Below are 25,282 nucleotides of genomic sequence, written 5' to 3'. Positions count from 1 at the left end.
TTCAAATGAAATTATTTAGAGGGAAGTTTCGGATAATTTTGAATAAAGATGGTGACAAGAGTAAATTGTTATGATATAGTTCTTTGTGAGTAGGTAAATATACATACAAAAAGGAGATTGAGAACATGGAAACGATCCAAAACAAGAAATTTATTCAGGAATACGAAATCAGCCCTTTTACTGTACTGATCAAGCCCAAGGGCCAATCATACTCGATGGTGTATGATTTGGATGAGGAATACATTGCCTCTGCCACTCCATTAGACATAGTTAAAAAAGGTTGCGACTATTTTGGCTCTTCATTTAAAGGCTCGAAGGTAATGGGAGTACAAAAGAGGATAAAGCTTACTTGAAGTCAATACTCTCAACGAATACACGATCTTGATCATGCGCAACATAGATTTGATCTATAACCGTATTTACTAGATTTTTCTTTTCTTCACTTTCTAACGAATACCAATTCTCTTTTACTTGCTTCAGCATGGCTTCTATCTCATGCTTATTAAAAATTTCAACCTCAACAACTGCTTCAAATACTTCTAGTTGTTCCTTAATTAGAGATTCTTCTTTGTTAGCTTCATCTGTTCTTTTCTTAAAATCCTCGTATGTCATGACATCATCAGTCCATGCGTATTGCCATTTCTTTTTTCTTCTCACTATTTTATCTAATTCCTTTTCGAGTGCTTCCTTGTCAATCTTTTCAGGCTCATCTTCTTGTAACAGCTCATGGGAAGCGGACACTCGTTCAGTTAAAGCTTCAAATTCTATCTTGTCGATGTATTTTATAAAGGCATCTTCCAACGTAAATTCGGAGATTGATCTAGTACCATCACAAGTACCCGCACTCTTTTTTCTGCATCTATAGTATAGGTATTTTTTCTTTTCTCCAGATGCCATTTTAGGGTTTGTATAGCAACCCGTCATAGGACTTCCACAGCTAGGGCATTTGATTTTCCCCGAAAAAATATAGCGACTAGAAACACGCTGAGGTTCTAATCCTCTTCTCTCCTCGATTGTATGTTGGACTAATTTAAATTGATCTTTTGTTATGATCGCTTCATGTGTATCTTCCACAACGAAATCACGCCAACGGATTGACCCTATGTAAAGAGGATTTTTTAATATGTCCATTACTGTTTTGTCGTTCCAAGTGTTCCCGTCCCGTGTGGTGATACCTTTGCCATTTAGATACCTACACAATTTATTGGAGCTGAATCCATCGACGTATTTTTGATACATAATTTTTACTGTTTTAGCTTCATCCTCTTTTACATTAAGTTTACTTGTTTTCAAATCCAAATTATAGCCAAAAGGACGGAAATTTAAAGCGTATTTACCTTTCCTGACTTTTTCTGCATAGCCGAAGCTAAGACGCTCTCCCATATTTTCTCGTTCCCACTGAGCTAAGGCTGCAACTATTGTAATAAACATTCTACCCATAGCTGTTGTCGTGTCATATACCTCAGTGGCTGATTTAAACTTGCAATCGTGAGCATCGAATACTTCAAGCAATTTATAAAGATCAAATACGGATCGGGTAAGTCTGTCAAGTCGATATACTAAAACACAATCGATAATACCTGATTGTATATCCTTCACCATTCGCTTTAATTCGGGTCTTTCCATGTCTTTTGCAGAAATACCTTCATCTGCATATATGCCGGCCACATTCCAATCCTGAGCAATGCAGAATGATTTAAGTTTGTGCTTCTGGGCTGAGATGGAGTACCCTTCTTTTGCTTGTTCTTCTGTACTGACCCTTATATAGATGCCAACTTTTTCTATTGTAGCTTTATCCTTATTCATTGTTTACTCCTCCTTATACTATCAGTTTAAAGTGCTTGCTCTGATCTGACTGCTTTTCCAATAATTTTAACTGGAGTATCAGACGTAATAATAATCGGTGCATGATCAGGATTATCAGGCATTAGGATTATGATATCTCCTTGTTTTTTAACTCTTTTCAGTGTCGCTTCTGTGTTCCCGTTAACCATTACCGCCGCAATTTCTCCGGTCTCAACATCAGGTTGTTCACGCACCATGACCATGGAACCATTAGGGATTGTAGGGTGCATTGAATCACCTTTAGCTTCCAAATAAACTAATTTACCTGTTGGTAATCCTTCTGCTAATACAGTGCGATAGTCTTCATAATTTTCTTCGACTAAAATCGGATCTCCACAAGCAATCTGTCCTAATATCGGAATTCTGACTGTTTGTTGTGACACATTTATCAGATTGGTAGGTTTCCGTTCCTCTGTTAGATCGGAGCGCCGAATGTTAAAGTAATCAGCCATGAGTTGGATTTTGTCTATTCTCGGATAACGATCACCTTTCACCCAACTAGATACTGTCGTCTCAGCTAGCTTCAAATCTCTTGCCATTTCTGTTTGTGTGACCTTTTTATTGTTCAAATAATATTTAATATTTTCAGCTAAAATTCTTCTTTGGTGGTCGACTGTAATTTTCTGCTTCATTATATATCCCCTCTTTTCAACTTAATTCTACACAATTAGTGCAGTGTATGCAACCATTATTTCCAAAAAAACTACACTTTATGCGTTGACAGTACACTTTTAGTGTAGTATCCTTTATATATCGACAAAAGAAAGGGGATAAATACCATGTATCAACAGCATGATATAAGCCTGAAAGCGGCCCGAGTTGAGAAAGGTTTTACGCAAGAAGCTTTAGCTGAAAAATTGGGAGTGTCCAAAAGGGCTCTAGTGAACTGGGAAAACGGCGAAGCTGAAATTAAACCTATGGTCATATACGCAATGGCTTATGTTTTTCAAATGGACGCTGACTTTCTTCGCATCCCGATCCTAAAGTGATTTTTTTTACAAATATACTACACTTTAAGTGCAGTAAGAGAAAGGGGATCTCTTCGTGAAGCAGCCTAGCGACGAAACAAAAATTAAAATACTAGAGTTTTTCATGCGTACATCTGTACCAAGGCGTTTAGCCGAAGAACGTGAAAAGAGAAAGGAGGAAGTAAGAAATGAAAATTGATATTCCATCTCCAAAGTTTTTAGCTGAGATGTCGAATGAAGGAGTTAGAAGTTTTGAGAAAGATGTGCTTGAAGGTCCACTGTTTAGAAAAACTGTCCTAAACATCGAAGAAGCAGCACTGGAAGGGTACACCGGTTATCGTCACAGAATCAGTTCCAGTGATGATATGAGGGAGTTAGAGGTAATCGTGAATGCCCTGAAAGAAGCCGGATATTATTGTGAAATTGAAACCAAGACAGGTGAAGGCTGGATAGGGAAATACAACGTCCGCGATCTCGTTATTAGTTGGGACGAGGAGGATCTCGAAGGGAGGTGAAATTAATGCCACCAGTAGAAAATCTGATCGTGCTTGATCAATATTGGAAAGACGATGAAAAGCACTGTGGATCGGACTGGAAAGGAAATGAAGTATTAAAAGGTGATGAAGTTATTCATGATCCTGGACTGGATGAAATTATTATGAAAGAAGATCTAGTCGATTATCTAAAAGAAAAGTATGGGTTTGAAGAGATTGTGGCGGAATAGGAAGGTGCAGCATGTACGGCATATACAGCACTTGGTCCCGAAAATTTTGTTTCGGAATAAGTGAACCATCGAAAACAAAAGCATGGAAAGCGCTCTTTAATTGGAAAAGATGCGAATAAATGGCGGTTTGAAGTTCGGAAGTTGAAAGGAGGCGAAACCAAATGAAGATCGTACCAGGTGAATGGTTGGCAATGAGTAAATCAGAAAGATCAATCGCAATATTTGTTGGGCTTGTTAAATCCTTACCTTTGTCTGTGAAGTTAGCAGTAAAAAGAGACCTCGACAGCGGCAACTGAAGAGGACCCATAGAAAAAACATTTTATAAAACCAATATAACACGAATAGGAGCAATGAACAATGGATGTAAATGTATCGGTCAATTATAAACAGTCGGAAATTAACGGCTTATTTAACGAAATTGAACAGTTGAAAAAGCAACGTGCCAATCTGAAAGAGCAGATGGATAAGAAAACAGAAACCATCATCAGCCATATTTTACAACAAGGGAACGTGCTTGCTTATAAAAATGATGTACCTCATATCTTGAGTGTGAAAAATAAATATACCAAAAGATTTGATAAATCGCAGTTGGCAAATGATACCGGTGTACCATCGGGTGAATTGAATCTGATCGGTGTAGCTGAATTAGTTGAAGGAAAGAAAACATCATCTGAAGCATTGAAAAAATATATAAACGAAGAATCTGAACAAGTATTAAAGGCTCGTAAAGCTAAAAAGTCTGACATGGATCTATTAGGTGCTCGCGCACTGTAAATCTGAAAACAAAACTAGGAGGAAATGAAACTATGAATATCACAATTAATGTAAATGCACCGGAATTGGCAGATGCAATATCTGCACTAGCAGTTGCTATGTCAGGAGGAATCCCACTCGTTCCTGTTACAGAAGTTGAAGAGCCTAAAATTGCAAAGATTGAAAAGAAGAAAGAAGAAACAAAAACTGAAGTTGATCCCGAGAAAGTTAAAGTTGCGGCTGCTGAAAAAGCGAAAAAAGAAGCAGAAGAAAAAGCGGCACGTATCGCTGCTGAGAAAGCAGAAAAGGTTGCGGTTGAGAAAGATGAACCTAAGCCTACTACCATTTCACTTGATATTGTTCGCAGTAAACTAGCAGATTTTTCATCGCAAGGTAAAGCACAGCAAGTGGAAGTGATGGAAGCTCTCAGCCGTTTCGGTGTGAAGAAGCTAACGGATGTTAAACCGGAGGATTATAAAGAACTTCTCGAACTTGTAGGGCTGTCGGTATGACGGTACCTCACAGTGAAAGGGCACATGCGAAGCTAAGTGCTTCTGGTTCTTCTAGGTGGATGGCTTGCACGCCATCCGCAGCACTTGAAAAGGATTTACCGGATTCTTCTTCCATCTTTGCCGAAGAAGGTACAGCAGCACACGAACTATCGGAAATATTCTTAAAGCATGAAATTGGTGAGATTAGTAAGAGGGCTAGAACTATACGACTGAACAAGTTTAAGAAGGAAAACGAACATTACTCTCAATCGATGGAAGATTACGTGCAATCATACGTTGATGTGGTCACGGAACGTATCAATGAAGCCAGGGCATCAACTGCTGATGCGCTAGTGATGGTGGAACAAAGGCTCGACTTTAGCGAATGGGTGCCCGAAGGGTTTGGAACTGGTGACGTACTTATCATTGCAGATGGTCAGCTTGAAGTGGTCGATTTGAAATACGGTAAAGGTGTTCCGGTTAGTGCGGAAGACAATCCACAAATGCGCTTGTACGGTCTTGGTGCTTTTGATAGGTACAGCATGTTGTATGACATTGACCGGGTTCGAATGACGATAGTACAGCCTAGGCTTGACAGTGTTTCCAGTGAAACTTTATCGGCTGATGATCTGCTTGAATGGGCTGAAAGTGAAGTAAAGCCAAAAGCAGATATGGCTTGGAATGGAGAAGGGGAATTTGTTCCAGGAGATCATTGCCGTTTCTGTAAAGTGTCTGCTTCATGTAGGGCGCGTGCAGATGAAAATCTGAAAATGGCAGAATATGATTTTGCAGATCCGTTTCTACTATCACATGAAGAGATTGCCAGCATCCTAGAAAAAGCCGATGAATTGCAAAAGTGGGCGAAAGACGTATCAGAATATGCATTGGTTCAAGCTGAGAGCCACGGGGTTAAGTTCCCCGGTTATAAATTGGTTGAAGGTCGCAGTAATCGGAAGTATTCGGATTCAGAAGCTGTTGCCGATCTGTTACTGGAAAAAGAGTTCAAGCCGGATGATATCTATAAACCGAAGGAAATCAAAACAATTACAGCGCTTGAAAAGGTCCTTGGTAAAAAAGTATTCGTCGAAGTCCTGGGTGACTTGATTGTAAAACCACCAGGCAAACCTGCTCTTGTTCCGGAATCGGACAAGCGCTCGGAATTAAATTCAGCGGAATCGGCTGCTGCTGATTTTGCAGATGTTCTATGACGAAAGGGGTTTAAAAATGCCATTCAAATATTTAATTTTCGGCTTCAGTCATTACTATCCTGGAGGCGGAATGGAGGATTGTGTCCTCAAGACAAACAAAATTCAAGAAGTAAAAAACTATGTAGAGAAATGGTCGGTTGAAGATAAAGGGAATGACTATGAAAACTTACATGTTTACGACGCAGTAAAAGACCGACTGATTTACGACGCTGAATTTTATGTACATGATTACTTCGATAAAAACGCAAGGGATTTAATCGTAAAAATAAATGAACTTTAATTCAGAGTTCGACAAAAATACAAAACTATAAACCTATTGGAGGAATTTTAAAATGGCTAAAATCAACGGAACGAAAGTAACTACTAACGAGGTACGCATGTCTTACGCACAGGTTTTCGAACCAAAAGCAATGGAAGGATCAACTGATGAAAAGTATTCAATCGCGCTTCTTATCCCAAAAACAGACACTGAGACAATCGATTTTATTGAACAGGCAATTGCTACTGCAGCAGAAGAAGGGAAAGCCAAATTTGGTGGAAAAGTCCCAGCAAAGTTGAAAACGACTTTCCGTGATGGCGATGAGGAAAAGCCGGACGATGAAGCTTATGTAGGTCATTATTTCCTTAACTGTTCATCTAAAACGAAGCCTGGTGTAATAAAAGTGGCAGCGCCGGGTAGCAGTGTTAAGTTCGAAAAGATCGAAGATGAATCTGAGTTTTATTCTGGATGCTACGGTAAAGCCGTTATCAACTTTTTCGCTTATAACGCCCAAGGAAATAAAGGCGTTTCAGCAGGGCTGAATAACCTACTCAAAACTAGAGACGGGGAAGCTTTTGCAGGGAAAGCTGCTGCGGAAGATGATTTTGCTGACGAGTACGAAGACGATGGAGAGTCCAACTTCTTGGATTAATAAAACTGCATAGAGGGCATTCGTGCCCTCTCTTTTTATACCAAGAAGGAGGGTGTTTGTTGAAAACTTTAAATATAGATATTGAAACCTACAGTAGCGTGGATCTATTAAAGTCCGGTGTTTATGCTTATGCAGATTCTCCCGACTTTGAAATATTACTTTTCGCCTATTCGATTGATGGTGGTCCGGTGGTCGTTGTTGACTTGACACTAGGTTTCGGCATACCTGTTGAAATTCAAGAAGCTCTAACGGATCCGGACGTAACGAAGATAGCTTATAACGCAAACTTTGAAAGAACCTGTATCGCGGCACATTTTGGTATTAAACTACTTCCTGAAGATTGGAAGTGTACAGCAGTCGATGCTTCAAGATTAGGCTTACCTGGTTACTTGGCAGGTGTTGCAGATGCTTTAAAGCTTGATATCCAAAAAGATTCGGCAGGTAAAGCCTTAATTCGTTACTTCTCTTTACCTTGTAAACCGTCAAAGGTTAACGGTGGTCGTACTCGTAATCTACCGGAACATGATCCCGAAAAATGGCAACAATACAAAGACTATAACAAACGTGATGTTGAAGTAGAAATGGCTATTCGTGAAAAGATTGATCCTGCTTTGCATGTAAGCCAGTTTGAGCAAGATCTCTGGTCGCTAGACCAACGGATTAATGATAGAGGAGTCAAATTGGATATGCAGCTAGTCAACCAAGCAATCGCCTGTAATGAGGAATTTGCCGAAAAACTAAAAAAAGAATCTTGGTTCATTACAGGACTTATTAACCCGAACAGTCGGAACCAACTTCTCGTTTGGTTGAAAGGGCAAGGCGTTGAAACGGAGACGCTTCAAAAAGCTGATGTGGAACGGATGCTTGGCGAAGATATAAACTCAGACGTTCGCAAAGTACTTGAAAACCGTCAAGATCTGTCCAGGGCTTCCGTTTCTAAATATAAAGCAATGGAACGGGCTGTTTGTTCCGATGGCAGGGTGAAGGGTCTCCTTCAATTCTACGGGGCGGGCAGAACCGGAAGATGGGCCGGAAGATTGGTCCAGGTTCAGAACCTTACTAAAAACTATATTCATGATATCGAAAATGCAAGCAAGCTCGTTAAAGCAGGAGCTTTTGATGCAATCGATCTTCTGTTTGACGAGAGTAGAAACGACATCTTATCACAGCTCGTTCGTACGGCGCTTGTCGCATCAGAAGGTAATCGACTTATCGTGTCAGATTTCAGCGCTATTGAAGCAAGAGTCATTGCTTGGTTTGCTCAAGAAAAATGGCGTTTGAACGTTTTCCAAACACATGGAAAAATTTATGAAGCTTCAGCAGCCGAGATGTTCAATGTGCCGATCGAGACGATTGATAAAGGAAGTTCACTAAGGCAAAAAGGAAAAGTTGCTGAATTGGCTCTTGGATATCAAGGTGGGCCTTATGCGCTTGAAACTATGGGTGCTCTTGATATGGGGCTAGAAAAAAGTGAATTACAGGGATTGGTTGATGCTTGGCGTGCAGCTAATCCCCGAATCGTTCAATTCTGGTATGCCTGTAATACAGCAGCCATTGAAGCGATTAAAGGTAGAACTACGGCTAAAACGCATGGAATTGTTTTCCAATGCCTTAGAGGGATTCTTTACATTACTTTACCGAGTGGTCGAAAACTAGCATACGTGAAACCTAGAATCATCACAGGTAAGTTTGGACAACCTTCCATCGAATTTGATGGGTTGAATGCTGCTAATAAATGGGGTCCAGTGGAGACGTATGGCGGTAAATTGGTGGAGAACATCGTACAAGCAACGGCGCGTGATTGCCTAGGTGTTTCTATGATTCGCTTGGACGAAGCAGGCTATAACACTGTCATGCACGTTCATGATGAAGTGGTGCTTGATGTACCTTATGGTTTCGGTAGTTTGGTAGAGGTGGAAGAGATCATGTCTCAGCCGATTGAGTGGGCAGAGGGTTTGCCCTTGAATGCAGATGGATTTGAAACAGAATATTACATGAAAGATTAGGAGTGATCCTCATGTTGAAAATTATAGAAGGTGACTTTGAAAAGTTAAAAGATGAAATGAAGTCAGCAAGCAAATCTTATGCGAAAAAAGCTAGCACGATTAAGGCAGCGCATAAGAGGGTTCATGACAGACCTGTTGCGGTAAACAAAATGCTTGATCGATTAGAAGATATCCAAAAAATGTTTAAGGTTTCGAGGGTTCTACCGGTAAAGATTGAAGGTGTGATTATTAACTTTAAAGCTTATCAATCTTTTGTAAAGAAGCTCAGGAAACTTGATGCGAAAGTCAGTTTTCGGGATGGAGTTTTATGCCTTGAATATCAAACAGGACCCAAAACAGGAGGGTGCTTGGAGTTTGAAGATCTGACTATACATTTTCAAGGCTTTCAGCACATCCCCGTTGCAGAGATTGATCGATATGGTGGATAAAAAGGCTGCTCGTATACAGATAGGTGATCTTCTAGATAAATGTAAAGGGTGCCCCAAATACGAGACAGTCAGCAGATCTTTGACTGAACAGGTGAGGAATTGTAGTGGCTGTTCTGTATTTGAAGAATTACGCGATTTAAGTGCCGTGCTAGATATCCCAAACGATGTAAAGATTCAAAGCATTCTATGTAAAGGTCCAGATATGTCTTTAAGTGAAGTTACTTTTCTTCTGGAATGTGAGATTAATAGGCGAGTTTTACAGAAGGCCTTAAAAATGGGGCAGCCTGCTTTTTATAGCTTGTTGGAAGTTTTAGGTTTTTACGACAAATAAGGAGTTGATTAAGCAATGGATATACAAAAATTAAAACTCAATAATGAAGTCCTTGATGCTGTCTACGATGAGCGATATCTACAGCTTAAAAAATGGGGCTTACAGCGTCATTCATACGGTGTTTGGTTAATGATCCTCATGGAAGAAGTCGGGGAAGTTGCTCAGGCTATGCAGAAAGGTAAAAAGTGGAGTAAAGATTCAGACCAGGACAATCTTTATGAAGAACTAATTCAAGTGGCAGCCGTAGCCGTGGCGATCGCGGAACAAGTGCTAGAAGAAAAAGCAAAAACTCAGCTCTTATGAGCTGAGTAATGCTGCCAGTAGAGTTGCTAGCCCTCCTAAGAAGGAAAGCAATCCACTGGAAACCTTGATTTTTATCAGGATTTCCATGGCAGTTCACCCTTTAGAGTGGGTAGGATTTCCACTTATGTCATTTAGACTTAAGGGGAACCCAGTCTCGCATTTTGTTACAGGGTAATTATATAAAATATTCCGATATTTGTAAAGTGCGATGTTTTTTGAAAGAGGGTGATCCAAAATGAATGATCTGCTAATAAATTTCTGTCCAAGATGTGGACATAGAGTAACAGATTCGGTTATTAAGGATTTAGAAAACGGTGGAGATTGGACATGTGTTAATTGCAATTGTTATGTAGAAGCGTATGTGCTTGATCAATCTGATTTTGAGTTGGAGGTAGAGGTTGATGGATAACTACGATAGAGATGGCCGTATAAGGGATATCATGGGCAGTGACTTAGAAGCAGGAGAAATAATAGATTTGGCTGATAGCTTATCTGAACAATTGTTATCAGCACAAAAGCTGATTGAACAACAGCAGAAGGAAATAGAAGAACTTAAAATCTCGTTAAAAGTTATGGTCGAATTATTTGCAAAACAAACGAAGGAATTTGAATCACTTCAAGAAGAAAACGCCCAATTACGTGAAGCTTTAAAAGGTATAGTTCATGTTGGTACACATGGAACAGACATTGCTAGCAAGGAAATTTATAGCTCAGCGGAAGCTAAGATAGCACGTCAAGCATTGGAGGTAGAGGGATGAATTTTTGGGGTTTAGTGGAAATTAAAGTAATCATGAGAAAACGAGAAGTTAAAAGAGTTTTAGTAACTGAGGGCAAACTTAAAGCTGTTAAGAAATGTATGGATTTTACTGGATGGGGCTTATCGAAATCAAAAAAATATGTTGATAGAATTGAAGTAGAGGTAGAAAAGGAAGAAAGCAACAATAGATCGGAGTGATTGTCCGGCGAAGGAGAGGTTCACGTGGTGAAACCGGAGAAAATACAAACTTTAAATATTCAACATGACGGCTCGTTCGTGATCTCGGTTGCGAACAGCCGGACTTCCTTGTCTTGGAAGAACACGGAAGTGCTATGGTCCGATTTCGTCCGGAAACTGATGCAAACAACTCGGACGCCGGAATCATATGCAGATTATCAAAAGATGTCCAAGAAAGAACAAGGCGCTGTAAAGGATGTCGGTGGTTTCGTTGGTGGATCATTAAAAGGTGGTCGCCGGAAAGCAGATTCCGTTGGCTGGCGTCAAGTGGTTACGTTAGATGCGGATTTCGTTAAAGGTGATTTCTGGCCCATCGTTGAAATGATGTTCGACAATGCTTGTCTTGTTTATTCCACTCATTCGCATAAACCTGATCGACAAAAGATTCGCCTGGTTATTCCGTTAAATCGATCTGTTTCTGCTGAAGAATATGTGGCTATCGCAAAACGGTTAGCAGCCGATCTTGGCATTGATATGTTCGATGATACAACCTATGAGCCGCACCGTTTAATGTATTGGCCATCAACTGCAAGTGACGCTGAATATATGTTTCATGTGCAAGATTCGGAATGGTTAAATCCCGATGATATCCTAGCTCGTTACGTTGATTGGCGGGATCCTCTAGAGTGGCCAGAATCATCTAGGCAGAAACAAGTGCAGAAACGTATGGCTGACAGGCAAGGAGATCCACATGGTAAGCCTGGGATGATAGGAGCTTTCTGTCGGGCATATTCCGTAGAATCAGCAATTGAGGAATTTCTATCTGATCGGTATTCTGTTCATTCAGATGGGCGCTATTCATTTAATGAAGGAAGTACAGCCGGTGGATTGGTTTTATACGAAGATGGTAAGTTCGCTTACTCCCATCATGGTACGGATCCATGCAGTGGATTATTGGTTAATAGTTTTGACTTGGTTCGGCTGCATAAATTTAATGCCTTAGACGATGAAGCGAAAGAAGGAACGCCTATATCTCGTATGCCTTCCACACTAGCTATGTCTAAGATGGCTCAAAATGACGGTCTTGTTAAACAGATGCTTGTCGAGAATCGATTGGCAGAAGCAGAGTTTGATTTTGGCGATGAGGTAGAAACTCCTTCTATAGAAGGCACTGAGAAAAAAGATACCAAATGGATGCAGAAACTCACGATAAAAAAAGATGGTGGTTTTGAAGATACCAGGACAAACCTTCTTCTTATTTTGGAGAATGATCCGAACTTAAAAGGTAAGTTTGCTTTGAACGAGTTCGCGCAGCGCGCTTTGGTAAAAGATGATCTTCCTTGGAGGAAAGCCGTTGGTTCTAACGACTTCTTTAATGATTTTGATGAAGCCGGTTTGCGGAATTATTTAGAAAATGTTTATAAGTTATCTTCTGTTTTAAAAACTCAGGACGCAATGGCCCAAGTATTCCATGCGCATAAATTCCATCCCGTTCGTGATTACCTGAACAGTTTGTCTTGGGATGGTGTGGAACGATTGGACTCGTTATTGATTGACACGTTGGGTGCGGAAGATAATGTTCTGAATCGTACTGTGACGAGAAAGACGTTTACTGCAGCCGTTGCTAGAGTTTTTAATCCCGGTTGCAAAATGGACTACATGTTAACGCTAGTCGGTGCACAGGGTCTTGGTAAATCCTCCTTGTTCGGTCGTATGGGCAATGAATGGTTTAGTGATTCGCTAACGAGTGTGACAGGTAAAGAAGCTTATGAACAGTTGCAAGGCGCTTGGATCGTGGAGATGGGGGAGCTGTCGGCTACCCGTAAAGCTGATGTAGAATCGATTAAACACTTTTTAACTAAGAGAGTGGACCGTTTCAGGGTGGCATATGGTCGCCACGTTACTGATTTTCCCCGTCAATGCGTGTTCATAGGAACGACAAATGACGTAGAGTTTTTAAGGGATCAGACAGGTAATAGAAGGTTTTGGGTTATGCCAGTAGGTAAACAGGAAGTGAAAAAGCCCTGGCACTCATTAATGAAAGAAGAGATAGGGCAGATATGGGCTGAAGCTGTTCAGTGTTTTAAAGATGGGGAGCAGCTATACCTATCAAATGAACTGGAAAAGGAAATGTGGGAAATTCAGAAAGGGCACTCAGAAGAAAGCCCTCTAACTGGGATGATTCAAGAGCACCTTGATAGATTAGTACCTTCAAATTTTAATGATTTGCCTATAGATGAACGTAAAAGCTTTTTCGATGATGCTTTTGACATGGGATCAGATGGAGCTGCTAAACGGGATCGAGTATGTGCTCTTGAAATATGGATGGAGCTTTTAAACGGACGTCCCGAGAAGTTCCCAATGATGGATAGACGCGAAATAAATTCGATTTTAAGAAGGATGCCTGGTTGGAAACAGCATGACGGAAACAAAGCAGGGCACCTTCGTTTTGGTCCTGAAATAGGCACTCAAAGAGCATATATAAGAGTCGAAGAAAAGGAAGTTGAAGAGTTAAGTTTCTTAGATTAATAGCGTCAACAAAGTCTGTTTTAGGTGTCAACCATTTAAAAAGTTTGTTGACACCTAAACGAGTGAGCGTCAACAATGTCAACCATTTAAAATAGTTTGTTGACACCTATTGTTGACGGCTTGAAGTCAATAGGGGCAAAGGGTTAAGGGCTACTGTCAACAATGTCAACAATATATTCTATTAAAGTAGTAAATATAAGAAATAAGAAAATACACACCCATATACACGTATATATATTCTTAATATCCTTATATCCGTATACGTGTAGGGATATAAGGAAAAATTCGTTGACATTGTTGACACCCTTTATTTTCAGAGAAGAGAAGTGATCTTAATGTTGGAAAGTTATCTCGAGAGAAAATTCGCGAAAGCTATTAAAAATATTGGTGGGCAAGCATTAAAATTTACAAGCCCGGGGATGGCAGGAGTACCAGATAGGTTAGTCCTGTTACCAGGAGGAAAAGTTATATTTGCAGAACTGAAAAAGCCAGGAGAGAAATTAAGGCCTTTACAGTTGAAACGTAAAAAGGATTTAGAAGCATTGGGTTTCTTGGTTGAAGTTGTAGATTCCATCCCAAGGATTGAGGAGGTATGTCATGGAATTCGTACCACACAGTTATCAGGCTTATGCGATCAACGAAGTGATTGAGAAACCGGCTGTTGGACTCTTCCTAGACATGGGACTTGGTAAGACTGTTACAACACTAACGGCTATTACCGATCTGCTACATGACTATTTCAGCGTCCATAAAGTTTTAGTTATTGCACCAAAACGAGTTGCAGAAGATACTTGGTCCCGAGAAACGGAAAAATGGGAACATACAAAATATCTGAGAGTGTCGAAAGTGTTAGGACCTGTTAAAACTCGATTGGCAGCCCTTGAAGCAAAAGCAGACTTATATGTCATTAATCGCGAAAACGTAGATTGGTTAGTGCAGCATTACGGAAAGAAGTGGCCATTCGATATGGTGGTGATCGACGAGCTTTCCAGTTTCAAGTCTCCATCAGCCAAACGATTTAAGCAGCTACGGAAAGTTCGTCCATTGATTAACCGGATCATCGGATTGACTGGAACACCAGCACCGAATAGCTTGATAGATTTGTGGCCACAGCTTTATTTGCTTGATCGTGGCGAGCGACTAGGTACGACGATCACAGGATTCAGAAATATGTATTTCAATCCAGGACGTCGGGATCCGTCAAAGTTTATCGTTTATACTTGGGAGCCTAAAGACGGTGCCGAAAATGAAATACACAACAAGATTAGCGATATCTGCATCAGCATGAAGGCGAAAGACTACCTACAGCTTCCTGAACGAGTCGATAACGTTATCAGCGTTCAACTGAATGCGAAAGAACGTGAGGTCTATAAAAAGCTAGAAAAAGATAAGCTGCTTGAATTTGAAGAACAAGACGTGATAGCGAATAATGCCGCGGGATTAATGGGCAAGCTCCTTCAACTCTCAAACGGTGAAGTTTACGACGATGAAGGGAACACGGTACATATCCATGACCGGAAGTTAGATGCCCTAGAAGAGATCATCGAGGAAAGCCAAGGTCAACCGATTCTATTGTTTTACAGTTTTAAGCACGATAGAGATCGGATCCGGAAGCAGTTTAAATTTGCAGAAGAATTAGACCAAGACGATTCTATTGAGCGATGGAATAAAGGTGAAATTCCACTTTTAATTGCACATCCTGCTTCAGCAGGGCACGGACTTAATTTACAGGACGGTGGGCACATCATCGTATGGTTTGGGCTTACATGGAGTCTAGAATTGTATCAGCAAGCTAATGCAAGACTTGACAGGCAAGGACAAAAGAACAGTGTTATCGTCCACCATCTTCTTGTGGAGGATTCCGTAGATGAACAGGTGTTGAAAGTTTTACAGGGAAAAGAACAAGGACAGGATGCATTGATGGATGCTGTCAAAGCAAGAATGGAGGAAATAACATGCTAACATTGAATGATAAACATATAGATGCAATTACGAAAACAGCAGTTCAGACTGCATTAGAATTTCTAGAAAAAGAAAAATTACAACAAGAAAAAAGAAAACATGACCGCAGATTAAGAAACGTTAAATTGCTTCTTAGGAATTACCGATCATTCGTTAAACATTGCAAGAATATTAAACTAGAACTGAAAGATATCGAAAACGAAATAGAATGGACGCTGCTAGATTCAGAAGAGTTTAAACTAGAATCCATTAAGCGAAGCAAGGAAAAAACGTTAGTTATGGTTAATTATATTGACAAAATGTTAGCTGTCTATAAAATTATGAGTGAAATGACAGGTAAGCCGGAGGATGCCAGAAGGTATGCAGCAATACACCATATGTACATTTCAGAGGACAAAAAGACGGCAGAAGAAATTAGTGCATTGCAGTCTGTCGCAGTTAGAACCATTTTTTTAGACATAGAAAAGGCGTGCAAAGACTTGTCAGTATTGGTTTTTGGTCTTGATGGGGTGAGATTCCATAAATGACAGCCCATTGCAGTAAGTGTTCATTGTTTCTTCATTTTCAAGGGGTTATAATGGTAGTGTGATATAAATATCAAAAGCGCCTATCTAAATTAGATCGGGCGCTTTTTAATGATTTATGGTAATATTAACCTACTTATACGTGTGTAGGGGGAATATAAAATGAGTGAAAAGGTAAAGAAGCCATTATATAAAAAGAAAAGATGGTGGATCGTTTTGATAGCCGTAATGACCGTGTTTTATTTCATAGGTGCGGCAATGGAAAATGCAGAAAAAGAAAAAGCTGAAATAGCTGAACAACAAAGAATTGAGAAAAAGGAAGAAAAAGCAAAACAAAAAGCAGAGGAAAAAGAACAGAAGAAGGCTGATGAAGAAATAGCCAAAAAAGAGGCTGAACAGGTTAAAAAAGAAAAAGCTGCACAAGAAGCAAAGAAGAACGGTGAGATCATCAAAGTTGAGGATGAACTTTCATTTGGCGAATTTACAGTCAACATGAAACAGATCCGAGTTTACGAAGAGAACGACAAAGAATTTGCAGAAATCCGTTTTGATTGGTTAAATCAAGCCGGTGACGGGAAGAAAATGTTCATGTCAATGTCGTTGTTGAGTGTTTTACAAGGGGACAGCGTACTTGAAGAAACTTCTGGTGCGTGGGATGTAAAAAATAAAAGCAGCAGCAGGGTATATTTTCCGAACGCTGAAAATGGTGAGATCAGTGTAACCTTGACATACGAGCTTGCGGATAAGGAAAGCCCGTTAATCATTAAATTCAAGCCTTTAAATAAATTGATTGACGAAGATAGTCAAGAAATAACTGTTGATATTAACTAGCATCCGCATGGGTGCTTTTTTCACGTTTAAATTTATTAAGCGATTAGCATAAGGGGATGGTGATATGTGATGGCAAAGAAAAAAGGAGGCAGAAAAGGGAAATATCATGATTGGCTAACAAAAGAAGGTTTGATCAAGCTTGAAGGCTGGGCAAGGGATGGTTTGACCAATGAGCAAATATCGCACAACATTGGGATAAATCCAGATACTTTGTATACTTGGATCAAAAAATTCCCCGAGATTTCCGACACCTTAAAGCGTGGCAAGGAAGTTATTGACCGTCAAGTAGAAAATGCGCTGCTTAAAAGAGCGTTAGGTTATAAGTTTGATGAAGTAACATATGAGCCGGTTGCGGTTAAGCCTTTCGAGGATAGCGAAGGTAATAGGGTGACTCACGTGCTTGATGTAACAAAAAAAGTCACTAAAGAAGTAGCACCAGATACTACGGCTCAAATATTCTGGTTGAAAAACAGGAAGCCGGCTGAGTGGAGAGACAAGCGAGATATAGAGCATAGCGGAAATATGAACGTAAACAATCCCTTCCAGGAACTTACTACAGAGGATTTGAAAAAGTTAATTAAAGAATAAAATTATGCAAAAAAATGCATGATGAATACAAATCTAGTTAACATAATTACCATTTAAGGAAGTTGCAATATTTTTAAGGTTTGATATATCAACGTTTGTGAAGTGCTTATTTTCAACGAATATACAAGGTTTTATACATCGCTGATAAATCAAAGGTTTGCCGAATTGATTGATAATTTATTTCCCAAGAAACTTGCATAAAAGAAAGAGGGTGATGAAGTGCAAATTAATAGAAACATAATACAAGGCGCAAAAATTGAACTCGCTAGACGTGAGTTCTTTTATTTTTGCAATGCTTTGTCACCTAAATTCTATAAACGTGAGAGAACGTTCCTGGTGGAACTTTGCCAAGGCTTGCAGGATTTTTATTTTAGCGATGATGATGTACTTGTTTTGAATGTACCTCCAAGGCACGGGAAGTCTTTTACAGCCGGTCATTTAGCGCAATGGATATTTGGTATCAACCCTAACGAAAAGATCATGACAGGCTCGTATAACGAAACCTTGTCCACTGTTTTCTCTAAGCAAGTCCGAAACTCTATTCAAGAAGGAAAAGCCCAAGAAGATCAGATTGTTTATAGCGATATTTTTCCGAATACGCAAATTCAGCAAGGCGATGCTGCTATGAATCTATGGAGCTTGGAAGGTCAATATAATAACTATCTAGCAACTTCACCGACCGGAACGGCTACAGGGTTCGGGGCAAGTCTCCTGATGATTGACGATTTAATCAAAAGTGCTGAAGAAGCATTTAACGCTGCTGTCCTTGAAAAGCATTGGAATTGGTTTGTAAATACGATGCTTTCCAGGCTAGAGTCTGGTGGCAAAATCATTATCATCATGACTAGATGGCATTCTAATGATCTTGCAGGTAGGGCGTTGAGTCAGCTTCCAGAGCTAGATTATAAAGTTAGGCATATTAACATGAAAGCCGTCCAAGATAATGAGTCAATGCTATGCGACGATATTCTTAGCGCAAGGGAATATAAGCAAAAATCAAGTGCTATGAGTCCAGAGATTGCTAGTGCAAACTATCAGCAAGAGCCGATGGATATTAAAGGCCGTTTATATTCTAAGTTTAAAACCTATGATGATTTACCAGAGAATGTTGTTAGGAGATCTTCTTATACAGATACGGCTGATACAGGATCGGATTACTTGTCCACTTATATTTATGACGAAACGAAAGATAAAGAAGCTTATATCGTTGACATCATCTATACGAAAGATGGTATGGAGATCACGGAGCCTTTACTCGCTAAAAAGCTTTATGAAAACGGAGCTAATATGGCAAGGATTGAATCTAATAACGGTGGTCGAGGGTTTGGGCGCAGCGTTGAACGAATCTTAAAAGAAAAATACGGTAGCAACAAAACAACGTTTGATCTATTCCACCAATCAAAAAACAAAGTGGCTAGGATTCTATCAAACGCAACTTGGGTTATGGATCATGTCTATTTCCCGTCTAATTGGCGGCATAAGTGGCCAGAGCTTCACACTGCTTTAACTACGTATCAAAAAGAAGGTAAGAACGCTCACGATGATGCGCCAGACGCTTTAACAGGTATCGCGGAAACGATGCAGAATCAAACGAAAGTAAATCTTTTCAAAGGAGGGTTGTAGATGGCGATTTTTACGATGGATCCGGAAGAGGATTTAACAGCTGAGAAACTAAAAGAATTTATCGAGGAACATAAAACAAGAATACCCCGATACGATTTGCTAGATAATATGTATCGAGGTAATCATGAGATCTTAGGTATGGATCAAAAGGAAATGGGCAAACCCGATAACCGTTTAGTCGTCAACTTTGCAAAATACATAGTTGATACGCTAAACGGTTATTTTGTTGGTAACCCAATTAAAACGGTCCATCCAGAAAAGACAGTTGCTGACAAAATGAAACTGATTGCCAAGCGAAACAGCCAAAACGATAATAATGCCGAGCTATCCAAAATGTGCAGCATATATGGCCATGCTTATGAATTTGTTTATCAGGACGAAGAAGCCGACACCAGAGTAACGTACATTAGACCGCAAGAAGCTTTTGTTATCTACGATAATACGATTGGACAACGACCTTTATTCGGTGTCAGATTGATCTATGACAAAGAAGGTAAGCTATCAGGAACGATCTACTCCAAAACATATGAACAGAACTTCAATGAAAATGATAAAGGCGAACTCGTTATAGAGAGTAAAGCCAAAGAACATTATTTTGGAGATGTCCCGTTGATTGAATACATTGAGAACGAGGAAAGGCAGTCAGCTTTTGAGAGTGTCATTTCTTTGATAAACGCCTTCAACAAGGCGCTATCTGAAAAGGCGAATGATGTTGATTATTTTGCCGATGCTTATTTATTAATATTAGGTGTTGAGCTTGATGAGGACACAATCAAAAAAGTCCGAGACAATCGCATCATGAACATGAAAAATGGTGATACAAATAACATTGTGGTCGAGTTCCTGGACAAGCCTAATGCAGATTCTACACAAGAAAATCTGATTAATAGATTACAAGATTTAATCTTTCAAATTGCAATGGTAGCGAATATATCAGACGAGAACTTCGGCGCTTCCTCCGGGATCTCACTTAAATATAAATTGCAGCCAATGGAGAACGTGGCACTGATGAAAGAGCGTAAATTCAATGCAGGAATGATGCAGCGATTTAAAATGATGTTCACCATACCCACTAATTTTGGTGCGGACAAGGAAAGTTATCTTGATATTGATTATATATTCACTCGTAATATTCCTAATAACATTCTTGAAGAAGCAGATGCTGCATCTAAGTTAACGGGCGTTATTCCTAAACGAACTCAATTGGGTATGCTTTCTGTCGTTGATAACGTTCAGGACGAATTGGACGAGTTAGAACGCGAGAGAGATGAACAGGCTCTTAATTCATTCAATCGAGATGTGAATACACCTTTCAGAAATGAAGTGGTAACTGATGGCCAAGAAGAATAAAACCTACTGGGAAGGTCGCCAAAAGCAATGGTGGGATAACCAGGACAAGCTTGACGACAAAGCAGTAAGAAAGCTTGAAATGAAATATAAGCAACTCTCTAAAGATCTAGAAAAGGATATCGCAGTTTATTTCCATCGATATGGAAAGGACAATGTGATCGAGTTTAGAAATTTAATGCTATCTCTTGATGATAACGACAGGAAGTTGCTTTTTCAGTCGATAGAAGATTTTGCGAGGAAGTACCCAAAATACGCCCATTTAATGCCTGTACGAGAAAGCATCTACAAGCTTAATAGAATGCAGGGGCTGCATTATTCAATGAACATGAAATTGCTTGAGCTTGGAGCGTTTGAACAAGACACTTTAGAAAAGCACCTGCTGAAAACGTACGGAGATCAATACGCCGCCTTAATGGGCGAACTTGGTTTAGGCCAGACATTCGTTGCTGTCAATAATGAAATGATGATGAACACGATCTATACAAATTGGGTAAACGGTGAAAACTTCTCCGATCGTATCTGGAACAACAAAGAGAAGATGTACCGGTATATGCAAACAGATTTCAGGGATGCGATTGCTCGAGGTGACAGTTACGATAATGTAGCTCGAATCATGGCAAGGCGCTTTGACGTAGGTACTCATGAAGCCAAAAGGTTAGTTGCTACAGAATCGGCTTTTGTATTCAATCAATCACACATTAAAGCCTATACCGAAGCAGGAGTTACCGAATACGAGTTCAGTGCTGTTATGGACAGCAAAACTAGCCGGATCTGCCGGAATTTAGATGGTGAACGCTTTAGGTTTGATGAAGCAGAAGTCGGGCTTAATTTCCCGCCGATGCATACCTGGTGCAGATCCACTTTTATAGGTGTCTTAGATGGTTTACTAGAATAGGAGGAGTGATTTATTTGGTTATAGCATTTCAAATAATGATGTTGCTTGTTTTATTTTTGACGGTAGTAGCACTATTTGCAGCTAATATAGACAAAGGAATAAAGATACAATTCACATCAATAGCGATTGCATCGATAATAAGCTTTCTCATTACTTTAATTTGGATATGAGGTGATTAAATGGCTGAAATACTTTTAACACAAGAGCAGTTGCAAGAGAAGCTAGTTTATTGGCAAGAAAAGTTAAGATTGCAAGATTGGATTCTCACAGCAAGAATAGCCAGGGCTAGAGAAATGAATGCAGAATATGTAGCGCAAGTGAATTGGAATTTAAGTAAGAAAATGGCGACCATTTACATTCTTGATCCAATTGACTACCCAGACGATTGCATGGGTGATAGGGATATGGAAAATGATCTAGTGCATGAATTACTCCATTTGCACCTTGCGCCAATCAGTGAGCATTTTAGTGAGAATAAGGCTGTATATAACACTTTTGAAGAGCAAGCTATAGAAAGTATCGCTTTTGGCTTAATACAAGCAGAAAGGAAGTGATCCATATCTCGTATTGCACTAACGATAAAGTGCTATTTTTTATGTCCAGAACATGCGAATGACGCTAAAAACTTTGCAAGGATTCAAACTAAACTCAAACAAGAGTATAAAAAGGAGAAATTCAAATGGACTTTTTAAAAATGATGTTAAACTTGCAATTCTTTTCTGCTGATACAGGCGGTATGGGTGGAGCAGATACAACAGCAGATGATAAGAAAACAGACGACCAAAAACTAGACGACAAAAAGACAGACGACGAAAAGACAGACGATAAGAAATCGGATGCTAAAGACACCAAGACCTTTACTCAGGAAGAACTGGATGAAATCGTAAGGAACCGTGTTGCTCGCGCGGAAAAGGATAAGCAGGATGCAATTGACGAAGCTAAGAAACTAGCGAAAATGAACGCTGAAGAAAAGAAAGATTATGATTTTAAAAAGCTTCAACGTGAAAATGAAGAGTTGAAGGCTGCACAAAATAAATTTTCTCTTGGCAAAGAAGCCACTAAGATGCTAGCAGGGTCCGGAATTGTTGCAGATGATGATCTGCTTGAATTCGTGGTCCGTGAAAATGCTGAAACGACTAAACAAGCTGTACAAGCTTTTAGTGCCTTGGTAGCTGCAAAGGTTGATGAAGGTGTGAAAGAAAAGCTGAAAGGTAATTCACCCAAGAAACAAACAGGAGCAGCAGGATCTACTACCAAGCAAACCATTCTTGCAATTAAGGATAGTGCTGAACGCATTAAAGCAATTCAAGATAATCCTCACCTATTTAAATAAAACTTAGAAAACAGGAGGTCATTTCAACATGACAGTAAAAAAACAATTTCCATTAAATCTTGATATTCAATTCTTTGCAGCAGAAGCAAATTTAACAACAGAGCTTGGAACGGCTCTATCTATCGACTTTGCCGAACGTTTTGGTCAACGCTTCAAATCTTTATACGAGTTGCTAGGTGTAGAGCGCGTCCTTCCAATGGCTAGTGGTACAGTTCTTAAAACGTACACTTCAAGTGTCACTTTGGACGGAACAGCAGTCGCACCTGGTGATGTTATTCCTTTGTCAAAAGTAAAATTAGAAGATGGTCCGACCCAAGAATTGACATGGGATAAAAAACGTAAAGCCGTAACGATGGAAGATATTCAGAAATATGGATTCGATCGTGCCGTATCTTTGACAGATTCCAAGTTGATCGGTGAAATTCAAAAAGGTATTCGTTCTAAACTTTTAGCGCAATTAGCTACGGGCACAGGAACAGCTACCGGTGAAGGGCTGCAACAAACAATGGCACAGAACTGGGCAGCAGTTACAACTAAATTCGGTGAAGACGATGTGCAAATCATCTCTTTCATGAACCCGTTTGATGTGGCTGATTACTTAGGTAGCGCGAACATTACAACGCAAAGCGCTTTTGGAATGACGTATATCGAAGATTTCTTAAATAACCGAGTAGTATTTTTACATGGCGATATCCCGAAAGGAACAGTTTATTCAACAGCAGACCAAAACCTTGTTGCAGCTCATGCATTAATGAGTGGCGGTGCGATTGGTCAAGCATTCGATTTTACTACTGATGAAACAGGCTTGATCGGTGTTACACACGACATTAACAAGCAACGCCTACAAGCTGAAACAATCACAGCTTACGGTATCGTGCTATTTGCTGAACGTTTGGATGGCGTTGTAGTTGGAACGATTACGGCACCTGCACCGGAAGGCGTTTAATAGAAAGGGTGAATTTAATTGACTAGAAAATTTGTAGTTTTAAAAGCATTTGCAGATTTAGAAGATAATCGGCACATTTACGGGGCGGGGAAATTTTATCCCCGTGAGGGTGCTGAGTTAAATGAGGATAGGGCTGATGCTCTATCTTCTGGTGATAATGCAAGAAATGAAAAGCTCATAGTTGAGGTTCTGGTGAAAGAAGCACCTAAACCGTTTAGTCCAGAAGATCCAGAGCCGGATGAACCTAAAGATCAAGAAAAATCTTTCCCGAAACATACCGGAGGCGGTTATTATGAATTGTCCAATGGTGAAAAAGTAAAGGGTAAAGAAAAAGCTAATGAAGCAGAAGAAGCTTTGAAATAATAAAAAGCGTGGTGATATACCATGATTGAAAGATTAAAAGTTCGTATACCTGATATAGATATTGCCGTTGCTAACGAATTAATCAAGACAGCTAAAGATCGAATCTTGTTACGAGTAGGGTTAAAGCAAACATTGTTTCCTGCTGAGCTAGAATCGATCTGTGTGGAGATTGTAACGGCAATGTATAACAAACATCAGATGAAGCATGAAGGCGTTGAGAATGAGAACGTAGACGTATTCTCGATGAAGTTTGTTAATGATCTATTAAAACAATACGATCCAGAACTTGATGAATATCGTAGGATGCTAGAAAACGAAAAAGATGAATCTCGCGAAAAGATCCGATTCATATGAGATTTGAAAAAGTTGAATTATACAATAATCAAGAAATAGGACAGGATGAATTGGGTAATCCCATAACTCAACCTGTCCTTATTGGCGTTTATCAAGGGAAGATCACTCAATGGACTGTAGAAGAAATAGCGCTGCTTGATCGAGAAATCACTCGTACTCAGCGTAAGTTAATGACGGATGCCCCAATAAATATAATCCGACAAGCTGAGATTGTTAAGATTGATGGTCGTAATTATTCTGTCGTTGATATTAAAAGCGATTTTATCAGATGGCGAATATGCCAGGTAAAGGATTATTTCCAGTGATTCGATATGAATTTTGGGGCACTGAACAGCTAGCTGAAGCTTTGCGAAAAAAGAGTGAAACAGACTTTCGAAAAGTGGAAAGAAAGAATGTGCTCGAATTACGTAACCGGGCTGTTAGGTCTTCAAGTCCTTCAAGTGGAGGTACCCCGGTAGACAGTTCAGAATTACGCATGGGCGCTTCCGTTAGTCCAGATGGATCTTCATTCGGCTATACGAAAGATTACGCCCCACACGTTGAGTTTGGGCATCGTACAACAAATGGCGGTTATGTCCCTGGTCAATATTATTTGCGGTCAAACGTTAATATTCAAAAACCAATATTCCGGCAAGATCTAACGGACAAGATGAGAGGGTGATAGAGTGCTAAAAAAACTATCAATACTTGATATGCATGTGGCCATTAAAAATCGGATTGAAACAGGAACGGATTTACGTTGTGTGGATCATGTCAAATTAAACGAGGTGTCACCTTTCACCTTCTTGGAGATTGTTGGAATGGTAGAGAAAAACACTAAGACAATGTATGTTGACGAGTTTACCATTCATGTCCATATTTTATCGGCGCCTGCTGATTCGAGTATTCCGCATTACCAAAATATACAAGCCGTTCAAGAAGCTTTAACTGAATATCTAGCATTGCCAGAAGGCTTTGAGCTGTTTGGTCAAGGAAGTTCAGGGCTTGTTAGTAATTATATTGAAAAAGAGACAAACGAGCGCCATGCAGTGCTAGGCTTCGTTTTTAAAATATCTTATGGTTTTAAAATTAAAATATAGGAG

The 25,282-nt window shown here is 39.7% G+C and carries 38 protein-coding genes; 36 read left to right on the top strand and 2 right to left on the bottom strand.

Going from position 1 to position 25,282, the window contains the following annotated elements:
* The first annotated feature begins 125 nt into the window (after window positions 1–125).
* The gene (locus tag MHB53_RS08450; RefSeq protein ID WP_340917186.1) at window positions 126–353 is read left to right on the top strand and encodes a competence protein ComK; all 228 of its coding nucleotides are present in this window, start codon (window positions 126–128) and stop codon (window positions 351–353) included.
* On the opposite strand, the gene MHB53_RS08445 is transcribed toward MHB53_RS08450, so the two are convergent.
* The gene (locus MHB53_RS08445) at window positions 346–1,806 is read right to left on the bottom strand and encodes a recombinase family protein (protein WP_340917184.1); all 1,461 of its coding nucleotides are present in this window, start codon (window positions 1,804–1,806) and stop codon (window positions 346–348) included. The genes MHB53_RS08450 and MHB53_RS08445 overlap by 8 nt on opposite strands.
* Before the next feature lie 26 nt (window positions 1,807–1,832).
* Complete coding sequence (locus MHB53_RS08440) at window positions 1,833–2,477, bottom strand: LexA family protein (protein WP_340917180.1); 645 nt, start codon at window positions 2,475–2,477, stop codon at window positions 1,833–1,835.
* Window positions 2,478–2,624: 147 nt separating this feature from the next.
* Between MHB53_RS08440 and MHB53_RS08435 the strand changes: the two genes are divergently transcribed.
* The 35 genes from MHB53_RS08435 to MHB53_RS08260 all read left to right on the top strand — a co-directional run bounded on the left by MHB53_RS08435 (window position 2,625) and on the right by MHB53_RS08260 (window position 25,279).
* Complete coding sequence (locus tag MHB53_RS08435) at window positions 2,625–2,834, top strand: helix-turn-helix domain-containing protein (protein WP_340917177.1); 210 nt, start codon at window positions 2,625–2,627, stop codon at window positions 2,832–2,834.
* A 55-nt stretch (window positions 2,835–2,889) separates the two neighbouring features.
* Window positions 2,890–3,012 carry a hypothetical protein gene (locus MHB53_RS08430; RefSeq protein ID WP_340917174.1) on the top strand — a complete coding sequence of 41 codons (123 nt, stop codon included), beginning with the start codon at window positions 2,890–2,892 and terminating at the stop codon, window positions 3,010–3,012.
* The gene (locus MHB53_RS08425) at window positions 3,002–3,328 is read left to right on the top strand and encodes a hypothetical protein (protein WP_340917171.1); all 327 of its coding nucleotides are present in this window, start codon (window positions 3,002–3,004) and stop codon (window positions 3,326–3,328) included. The genes MHB53_RS08430 and MHB53_RS08425 overlap by 11 nt, the downstream gene beginning before the upstream one ends.
* A 5-nt stretch (window positions 3,329–3,333) precedes the next feature.
* Window positions 3,334–3,537 carry a YqaI family protein gene (locus MHB53_RS08420; RefSeq protein ID WP_340917169.1) on the top strand — a complete coding sequence of 68 codons (204 nt, stop codon included), beginning with the start codon at window positions 3,334–3,336 and terminating at the stop codon, window positions 3,535–3,537.
* Between the two features lie 161 nt (window positions 3,538–3,698).
* Window positions 3,699–3,833 (top strand): hypothetical protein, encoded by a 135-nt coding sequence (locus MHB53_RS08410; protein WP_340917166.1) that lies wholly within the window; start codon window positions 3,699–3,701, stop codon window positions 3,831–3,833.
* Window positions 3,834–3,894: 61 nt separating this feature from the next.
* Window positions 3,895–4,311, top strand: a complete 417-nt coding sequence (locus MHB53_RS08405) for a hypothetical protein (protein WP_340917163.1) — start codon at window positions 3,895–3,897, stop codon at window positions 4,309–4,311.
* A 32-nt stretch (window positions 4,312–4,343) separates the two neighbouring features.
* Window positions 4,344–4,802, top strand: coding sequence for a hypothetical protein (locus MHB53_RS08400; protein ID WP_340917161.1), 459 nt, complete (start codon window positions 4,344–4,346; stop codon window positions 4,800–4,802).
* Window positions 4,799–5,989, top strand: a complete 1,191-nt coding sequence (locus tag MHB53_RS08395; RefSeq protein ID WP_340917159.1) for a DUF2800 domain-containing protein — start codon at window positions 4,799–4,801, stop codon at window positions 5,987–5,989. Before MHB53_RS08400 ends, MHB53_RS08395 begins: the two co-directional genes overlap by 4 nt.
* 16 nt (window positions 5,990–6,005) lie before the next feature.
* Window positions 6,006–6,269, top strand: a complete 264-nt coding sequence (locus MHB53_RS08390; protein WP_340917156.1) for a hypothetical protein — start codon at window positions 6,006–6,008, stop codon at window positions 6,267–6,269.
* A gap of 52 nt (window positions 6,270–6,321) precedes the next feature.
* On the top strand, window positions 6,322–6,900 hold the full coding sequence (locus MHB53_RS08385; protein ID WP_340917153.1) for a DUF2815 family protein: 579 nt from the start codon (window positions 6,322–6,324) through the stop codon (window positions 6,898–6,900).
* A 59-nt stretch (window positions 6,901–6,959) separates the two neighbouring features.
* Window positions 6,960–8,906 carry a DNA polymerase gene (locus tag MHB53_RS08380; RefSeq protein WP_340917151.1) on the top strand — a complete coding sequence of 649 codons (1,947 nt, stop codon included), beginning with the start codon at window positions 6,960–6,962 and terminating at the stop codon, window positions 8,904–8,906.
* A gap of 11 nt (window positions 8,907–8,917) precedes the next feature.
* On the top strand, window positions 8,918–9,334 hold the full coding sequence (locus MHB53_RS08375; protein WP_340917149.1) for a hypothetical protein: 417 nt from the start codon (window positions 8,918–8,920) through the stop codon (window positions 9,332–9,334).
* Window positions 9,324–9,665: a hypothetical protein gene (locus tag MHB53_RS08370; RefSeq protein WP_340917147.1), complete on the top strand. Its 342-nt coding sequence runs from the start codon at window positions 9,324–9,326 to the stop codon at window positions 9,663–9,665. The genes MHB53_RS08375 and MHB53_RS08370 overlap by 11 nt, the downstream gene beginning before the upstream one ends.
* A 15-nt stretch (window positions 9,666–9,680) precedes the next feature.
* Complete coding sequence (locus tag MHB53_RS08365; RefSeq protein ID WP_340917145.1) at window positions 9,681–9,968, top strand: hypothetical protein; 288 nt, start codon at window positions 9,681–9,683, stop codon at window positions 9,966–9,968.
* A 235-nt stretch (window positions 9,969–10,203) separates the two neighbouring features.
* Window positions 10,204–10,377, top strand: a complete 174-nt coding sequence (locus MHB53_RS08360; protein ID WP_340917143.1) for a hypothetical protein — start codon at window positions 10,204–10,206, stop codon at window positions 10,375–10,377.
* Window positions 10,370–10,726 (top strand): hypothetical protein, encoded by a 357-nt coding sequence (locus MHB53_RS08355; protein ID WP_340917141.1) that lies wholly within the window; start codon window positions 10,370–10,372, stop codon window positions 10,724–10,726. The genes MHB53_RS08360 and MHB53_RS08355 overlap by 8 nt, the downstream gene beginning before the upstream one ends.
* A complete protein-coding gene (locus MHB53_RS08350; RefSeq protein ID WP_340917139.1) occupies window positions 10,723–10,923 on the top strand; it encodes a hypothetical protein in 201 nt (66 codons plus the stop codon). Before MHB53_RS08355 ends, MHB53_RS08350 begins: the two co-directional genes overlap by 4 nt.
* 27 nt (window positions 10,924–10,950) lie before the next feature.
* The gene (locus MHB53_RS08345; RefSeq protein WP_340917137.1) at window positions 10,951–13,431 is read left to right on the top strand and encodes a VapE domain-containing protein; all 2,481 of its coding nucleotides are present in this window, start codon (window positions 10,951–10,953) and stop codon (window positions 13,429–13,431) included.
* A gap of 335 nt (window positions 13,432–13,766) precedes the next feature.
* On the top strand, window positions 13,767–14,081 hold the full coding sequence (locus tag MHB53_RS08340) for a VRR-NUC domain-containing protein (protein WP_340917134.1): 315 nt from the start codon (window positions 13,767–13,769) through the stop codon (window positions 14,079–14,081).
* Window positions 14,029–15,393, top strand: coding sequence for a DEAD/DEAH box helicase (locus MHB53_RS08335; RefSeq protein ID WP_340917132.1), 1,365 nt, complete (start codon window positions 14,029–14,031; stop codon window positions 15,391–15,393). Before MHB53_RS08340 ends, MHB53_RS08335 begins: the two co-directional genes overlap by 53 nt.
* A complete protein-coding gene (locus MHB53_RS08330; protein ID WP_340917130.1) occupies window positions 15,387–15,920 on the top strand; it encodes a hypothetical protein in 534 nt (177 codons plus the stop codon). Before MHB53_RS08335 ends, MHB53_RS08330 begins: the two co-directional genes overlap by 7 nt.
* A 159-nt stretch (window positions 15,921–16,079) precedes the next feature.
* Window positions 16,080–16,748, top strand: a complete 669-nt coding sequence (locus tag MHB53_RS08325) for a DUF5067 domain-containing protein (protein ID WP_340917128.1) — start codon at window positions 16,080–16,082, stop codon at window positions 16,746–16,748.
* A gap of 69 nt (window positions 16,749–16,817) precedes the next feature.
* Window positions 16,818–17,336, top strand: coding sequence for a helix-turn-helix domain-containing protein (locus MHB53_RS08320; protein ID WP_340917126.1), 519 nt, complete (start codon window positions 16,818–16,820; stop codon window positions 17,334–17,336).
* Between the two features lie 336 nt (window positions 17,337–17,672).
* A complete protein-coding gene (gene terL / locus MHB53_RS08315) occupies window positions 17,673–18,959 on the top strand; it encodes a phage terminase large subunit (protein ID WP_340917124.1) in 1,287 nt (428 codons plus the stop codon).
* Entirely contained in the window at window positions 18,960–20,309 is a 1,350-nt protein-coding gene (locus MHB53_RS08310) for a phage portal protein (RefSeq protein ID WP_340917122.1), read from the top strand.
* On the top strand, window positions 20,293–21,204 hold the full coding sequence (locus tag MHB53_RS08305; RefSeq protein WP_340917120.1) for a minor capsid protein: 912 nt from the start codon (window positions 20,293–20,295) through the stop codon (window positions 21,202–21,204). The genes MHB53_RS08310 and MHB53_RS08305 overlap by 17 nt, the downstream gene beginning before the upstream one ends.
* Before the next feature lie 14 nt (window positions 21,205–21,218).
* The gene (locus MHB53_RS08300; RefSeq protein ID WP_340917118.1) at window positions 21,219–21,374 is read left to right on the top strand and encodes a hypothetical protein; all 156 of its coding nucleotides are present in this window, start codon (window positions 21,219–21,221) and stop codon (window positions 21,372–21,374) included.
* A gap of 9 nt (window positions 21,375–21,383) precedes the next feature.
* Window positions 21,384–21,758: a hypothetical protein gene (locus tag MHB53_RS08295; protein ID WP_340917116.1), complete on the top strand. Its 375-nt coding sequence runs from the start codon at window positions 21,384–21,386 to the stop codon at window positions 21,756–21,758.
* 125 nt (window positions 21,759–21,883) lie between these two features.
* Window positions 21,884–22,537 (top strand): DUF4355 domain-containing protein, encoded by a 654-nt coding sequence (locus MHB53_RS08290; RefSeq protein WP_340917114.1) that lies wholly within the window; start codon window positions 21,884–21,886, stop codon window positions 22,535–22,537.
* Window positions 22,538–22,565: 28 nt separating this feature from the next.
* Window positions 22,566–23,483 (top strand): hypothetical protein, encoded by a 918-nt coding sequence (locus MHB53_RS08285; protein WP_340917112.1) that lies wholly within the window; start codon window positions 22,566–22,568, stop codon window positions 23,481–23,483.
* A gap of 18 nt (window positions 23,484–23,501) precedes the next feature.
* Entirely contained in the window at window positions 23,502–23,846 is a 345-nt protein-coding gene (locus tag MHB53_RS08280; protein WP_340917109.1) for a hypothetical protein, read from the top strand.
* A gap of 21 nt (window positions 23,847–23,867) precedes the next feature.
* The gene (locus MHB53_RS08275) at window positions 23,868–24,200 is read left to right on the top strand and encodes a phage head-tail connector protein (RefSeq protein WP_340917107.1); all 333 of its coding nucleotides are present in this window, start codon (window positions 23,868–23,870) and stop codon (window positions 24,198–24,200) included.
* On the top strand, window positions 24,197–24,505 hold the full coding sequence (locus tag MHB53_RS08270) for a hypothetical protein (RefSeq protein WP_340917105.1): 309 nt from the start codon (window positions 24,197–24,199) through the stop codon (window positions 24,503–24,505). Before MHB53_RS08275 ends, MHB53_RS08270 begins: the two co-directional genes overlap by 4 nt.
* On the top strand, window positions 24,502–24,861 hold the full coding sequence (locus tag MHB53_RS08265; protein WP_340917104.1) for a hypothetical protein: 360 nt from the start codon (window positions 24,502–24,504) through the stop codon (window positions 24,859–24,861). The genes MHB53_RS08270 and MHB53_RS08265 overlap by 4 nt, the downstream gene beginning before the upstream one ends.
* 4 nt (window positions 24,862–24,865) lie before the next feature.
* Complete coding sequence (locus MHB53_RS08260; protein WP_340917101.1) at window positions 24,866–25,279, top strand: DUF5072 family protein; 414 nt, start codon at window positions 24,866–24,868, stop codon at window positions 25,277–25,279.
* Window positions 25,280–25,282: the final 3 nt, after the last annotated feature.

The sequence above is a fragment of the Bacillus sp. FSL K6-3431 genome, assembly GCF_038002605.1.
Lineage (GTDB): Bacteria > Bacillota > Bacilli > Bacillales > Bacillaceae_C > Lederbergia.
This window is presented reverse-complemented; position numbering and strand designations above follow the sequence as displayed.

Excerpts from the sequence above, each read along its gene's own strand:
- MHB53_RS08435 (WP_340917177.1), top strand. The coding sequence starts at position 2,625 with ATGTATCAACAGCATGATATAAGCCTGAAAGCGGCCCGAGTTGAGAAA.
- MHB53_RS08385 (WP_340917153.1), top strand. The coding sequence starts at position 6,322 with ATGGCTAAAATCAACGGAACGAAAGTAACTACTAACGAGGTACGCATG.
- MHB53_RS08400 (WP_340917161.1), top strand. The coding sequence starts at position 4,344 with ATGAATATCACAATTAATGTAAATGCACCGGAATTGGCAGATGCAATA.
- MHB53_RS08310 (WP_340917122.1), top strand. The coding sequence starts at position 18,960 with ATGGCGATTTTTACGATGGATCCGGAAGAGGATTTAACAGCTGAGAAA.
- MHB53_RS08350 (WP_340917139.1), top strand. The coding sequence starts at position 10,723 with ATGAATTTTTGGGGTTTAGTGGAAATTAAAGTAATCATGAGAAAACGA.
- MHB53_RS08425 (WP_340917171.1), top strand. The coding sequence starts at position 3,002 with ATGAAAATTGATATTCCATCTCCAAAGTTTTTAGCTGAGATGTCGAAT.
- MHB53_RS08375 (WP_340917149.1), top strand. The coding sequence starts at position 8,918 with ATGTTGAAAATTATAGAAGGTGACTTTGAAAAGTTAAAAGATGAAATG.
- MHB53_RS08270 (WP_340917105.1), top strand. The coding sequence starts at position 24,197 with ATGAGATTTGAAAAAGTTGAATTATACAATAATCAAGAAATAGGACAG.
- MHB53_RS08365 (WP_340917145.1), top strand. The coding sequence starts at position 9,681 with ATGGATATACAAAAATTAAAACTCAATAATGAAGTCCTTGATGCTGTC.
- MHB53_RS08420 (WP_340917169.1), top strand. The coding sequence starts at position 3,334 with ATGCCACCAGTAGAAAATCTGATCGTGCTTGATCAATATTGGAAAGAC.
- MHB53_RS08320 (WP_340917126.1), top strand. The coding sequence starts at position 16,818 with ATGGCAAAGAAAAAAGGAGGCAGAAAAGGGAAATATCATGATTGGCTA.
- MHB53_RS08335 (WP_340917132.1), top strand. The coding sequence starts at position 14,029 with ATGGAATTCGTACCACACAGTTATCAGGCTTATGCGATCAACGAAGTG.
- MHB53_RS08290 (WP_340917114.1), top strand. The coding sequence starts at position 21,884 with ATGGACTTTTTAAAAATGATGTTAAACTTGCAATTCTTTTCTGCTGAT.
- MHB53_RS08295 (WP_340917116.1), top strand. The coding sequence starts at position 21,384 with ATGGCTGAAATACTTTTAACACAAGAGCAGTTGCAAGAGAAGCTAGTT.
- MHB53_RS08395 (WP_340917159.1), top strand. The coding sequence starts at position 4,799 with ATGACGGTACCTCACAGTGAAAGGGCACATGCGAAGCTAAGTGCTTCT.
- MHB53_RS08330 (WP_340917130.1), top strand. The coding sequence starts at position 15,387 with ATGCTAACATTGAATGATAAACATATAGATGCAATTACGAAAACAGCA.
- MHB53_RS08275 (WP_340917107.1), top strand. The coding sequence starts at position 23,868 with ATGATTGAAAGATTAAAAGTTCGTATACCTGATATAGATATTGCCGTT.
- MHB53_RS08305 (WP_340917120.1), top strand. The coding sequence starts at position 20,293 with ATGGCCAAGAAGAATAAAACCTACTGGGAAGGTCGCCAAAAGCAATGG.
- MHB53_RS08390 (WP_340917156.1), top strand. The coding sequence starts at position 6,006 with ATGCCATTCAAATATTTAATTTTCGGCTTCAGTCATTACTATCCTGGA.
- MHB53_RS08285 (WP_340917112.1), top strand. The coding sequence starts at position 22,566 with ATGACAGTAAAAAAACAATTTCCATTAAATCTTGATATTCAATTCTTT.
- MHB53_RS08370 (WP_340917147.1), top strand. The coding sequence starts at position 9,324 with ATGGTGGATAAAAAGGCTGCTCGTATACAGATAGGTGATCTTCTAGAT.
- MHB53_RS08445 (WP_340917184.1), bottom strand. The coding sequence starts at position 1,806 with ATGAATAAGGATAAAGCTACAATAGAAAAAGTTGGCATCTATATAAGG.
- MHB53_RS08440 (WP_340917180.1), bottom strand. The coding sequence starts at position 2,477 with ATGAAGCAGAAAATTACAGTCGACCACCAAAGAAGAATTTTAGCTGAA.
- MHB53_RS08410 (WP_340917166.1), top strand. The coding sequence starts at position 3,699 with ATGAAGATCGTACCAGGTGAATGGTTGGCAATGAGTAAATCAGAAAGA.
- MHB53_RS08325 (WP_340917128.1), top strand. The coding sequence starts at position 16,080 with ATGAGTGAAAAGGTAAAGAAGCCATTATATAAAAAGAAAAGATGGTGG.
- MHB53_RS08450 (WP_340917186.1), top strand. The coding sequence starts at position 126 with ATGGAAACGATCCAAAACAAGAAATTTATTCAGGAATACGAAATCAGC.
- MHB53_RS08405 (WP_340917163.1), top strand. The coding sequence starts at position 3,895 with ATGGATGTAAATGTATCGGTCAATTATAAACAGTCGGAAATTAACGGC.
- MHB53_RS08355 (WP_340917141.1), top strand. The coding sequence starts at position 10,370 with ATGGATAACTACGATAGAGATGGCCGTATAAGGGATATCATGGGCAGT.
- MHB53_RS08360 (WP_340917143.1), top strand. The coding sequence starts at position 10,204 with ATGAATGATCTGCTAATAAATTTCTGTCCAAGATGTGGACATAGAGTA.
- MHB53_RS08340 (WP_340917134.1), top strand. The coding sequence starts at position 13,767 with ATGTTGGAAAGTTATCTCGAGAGAAAATTCGCGAAAGCTATTAAAAAT.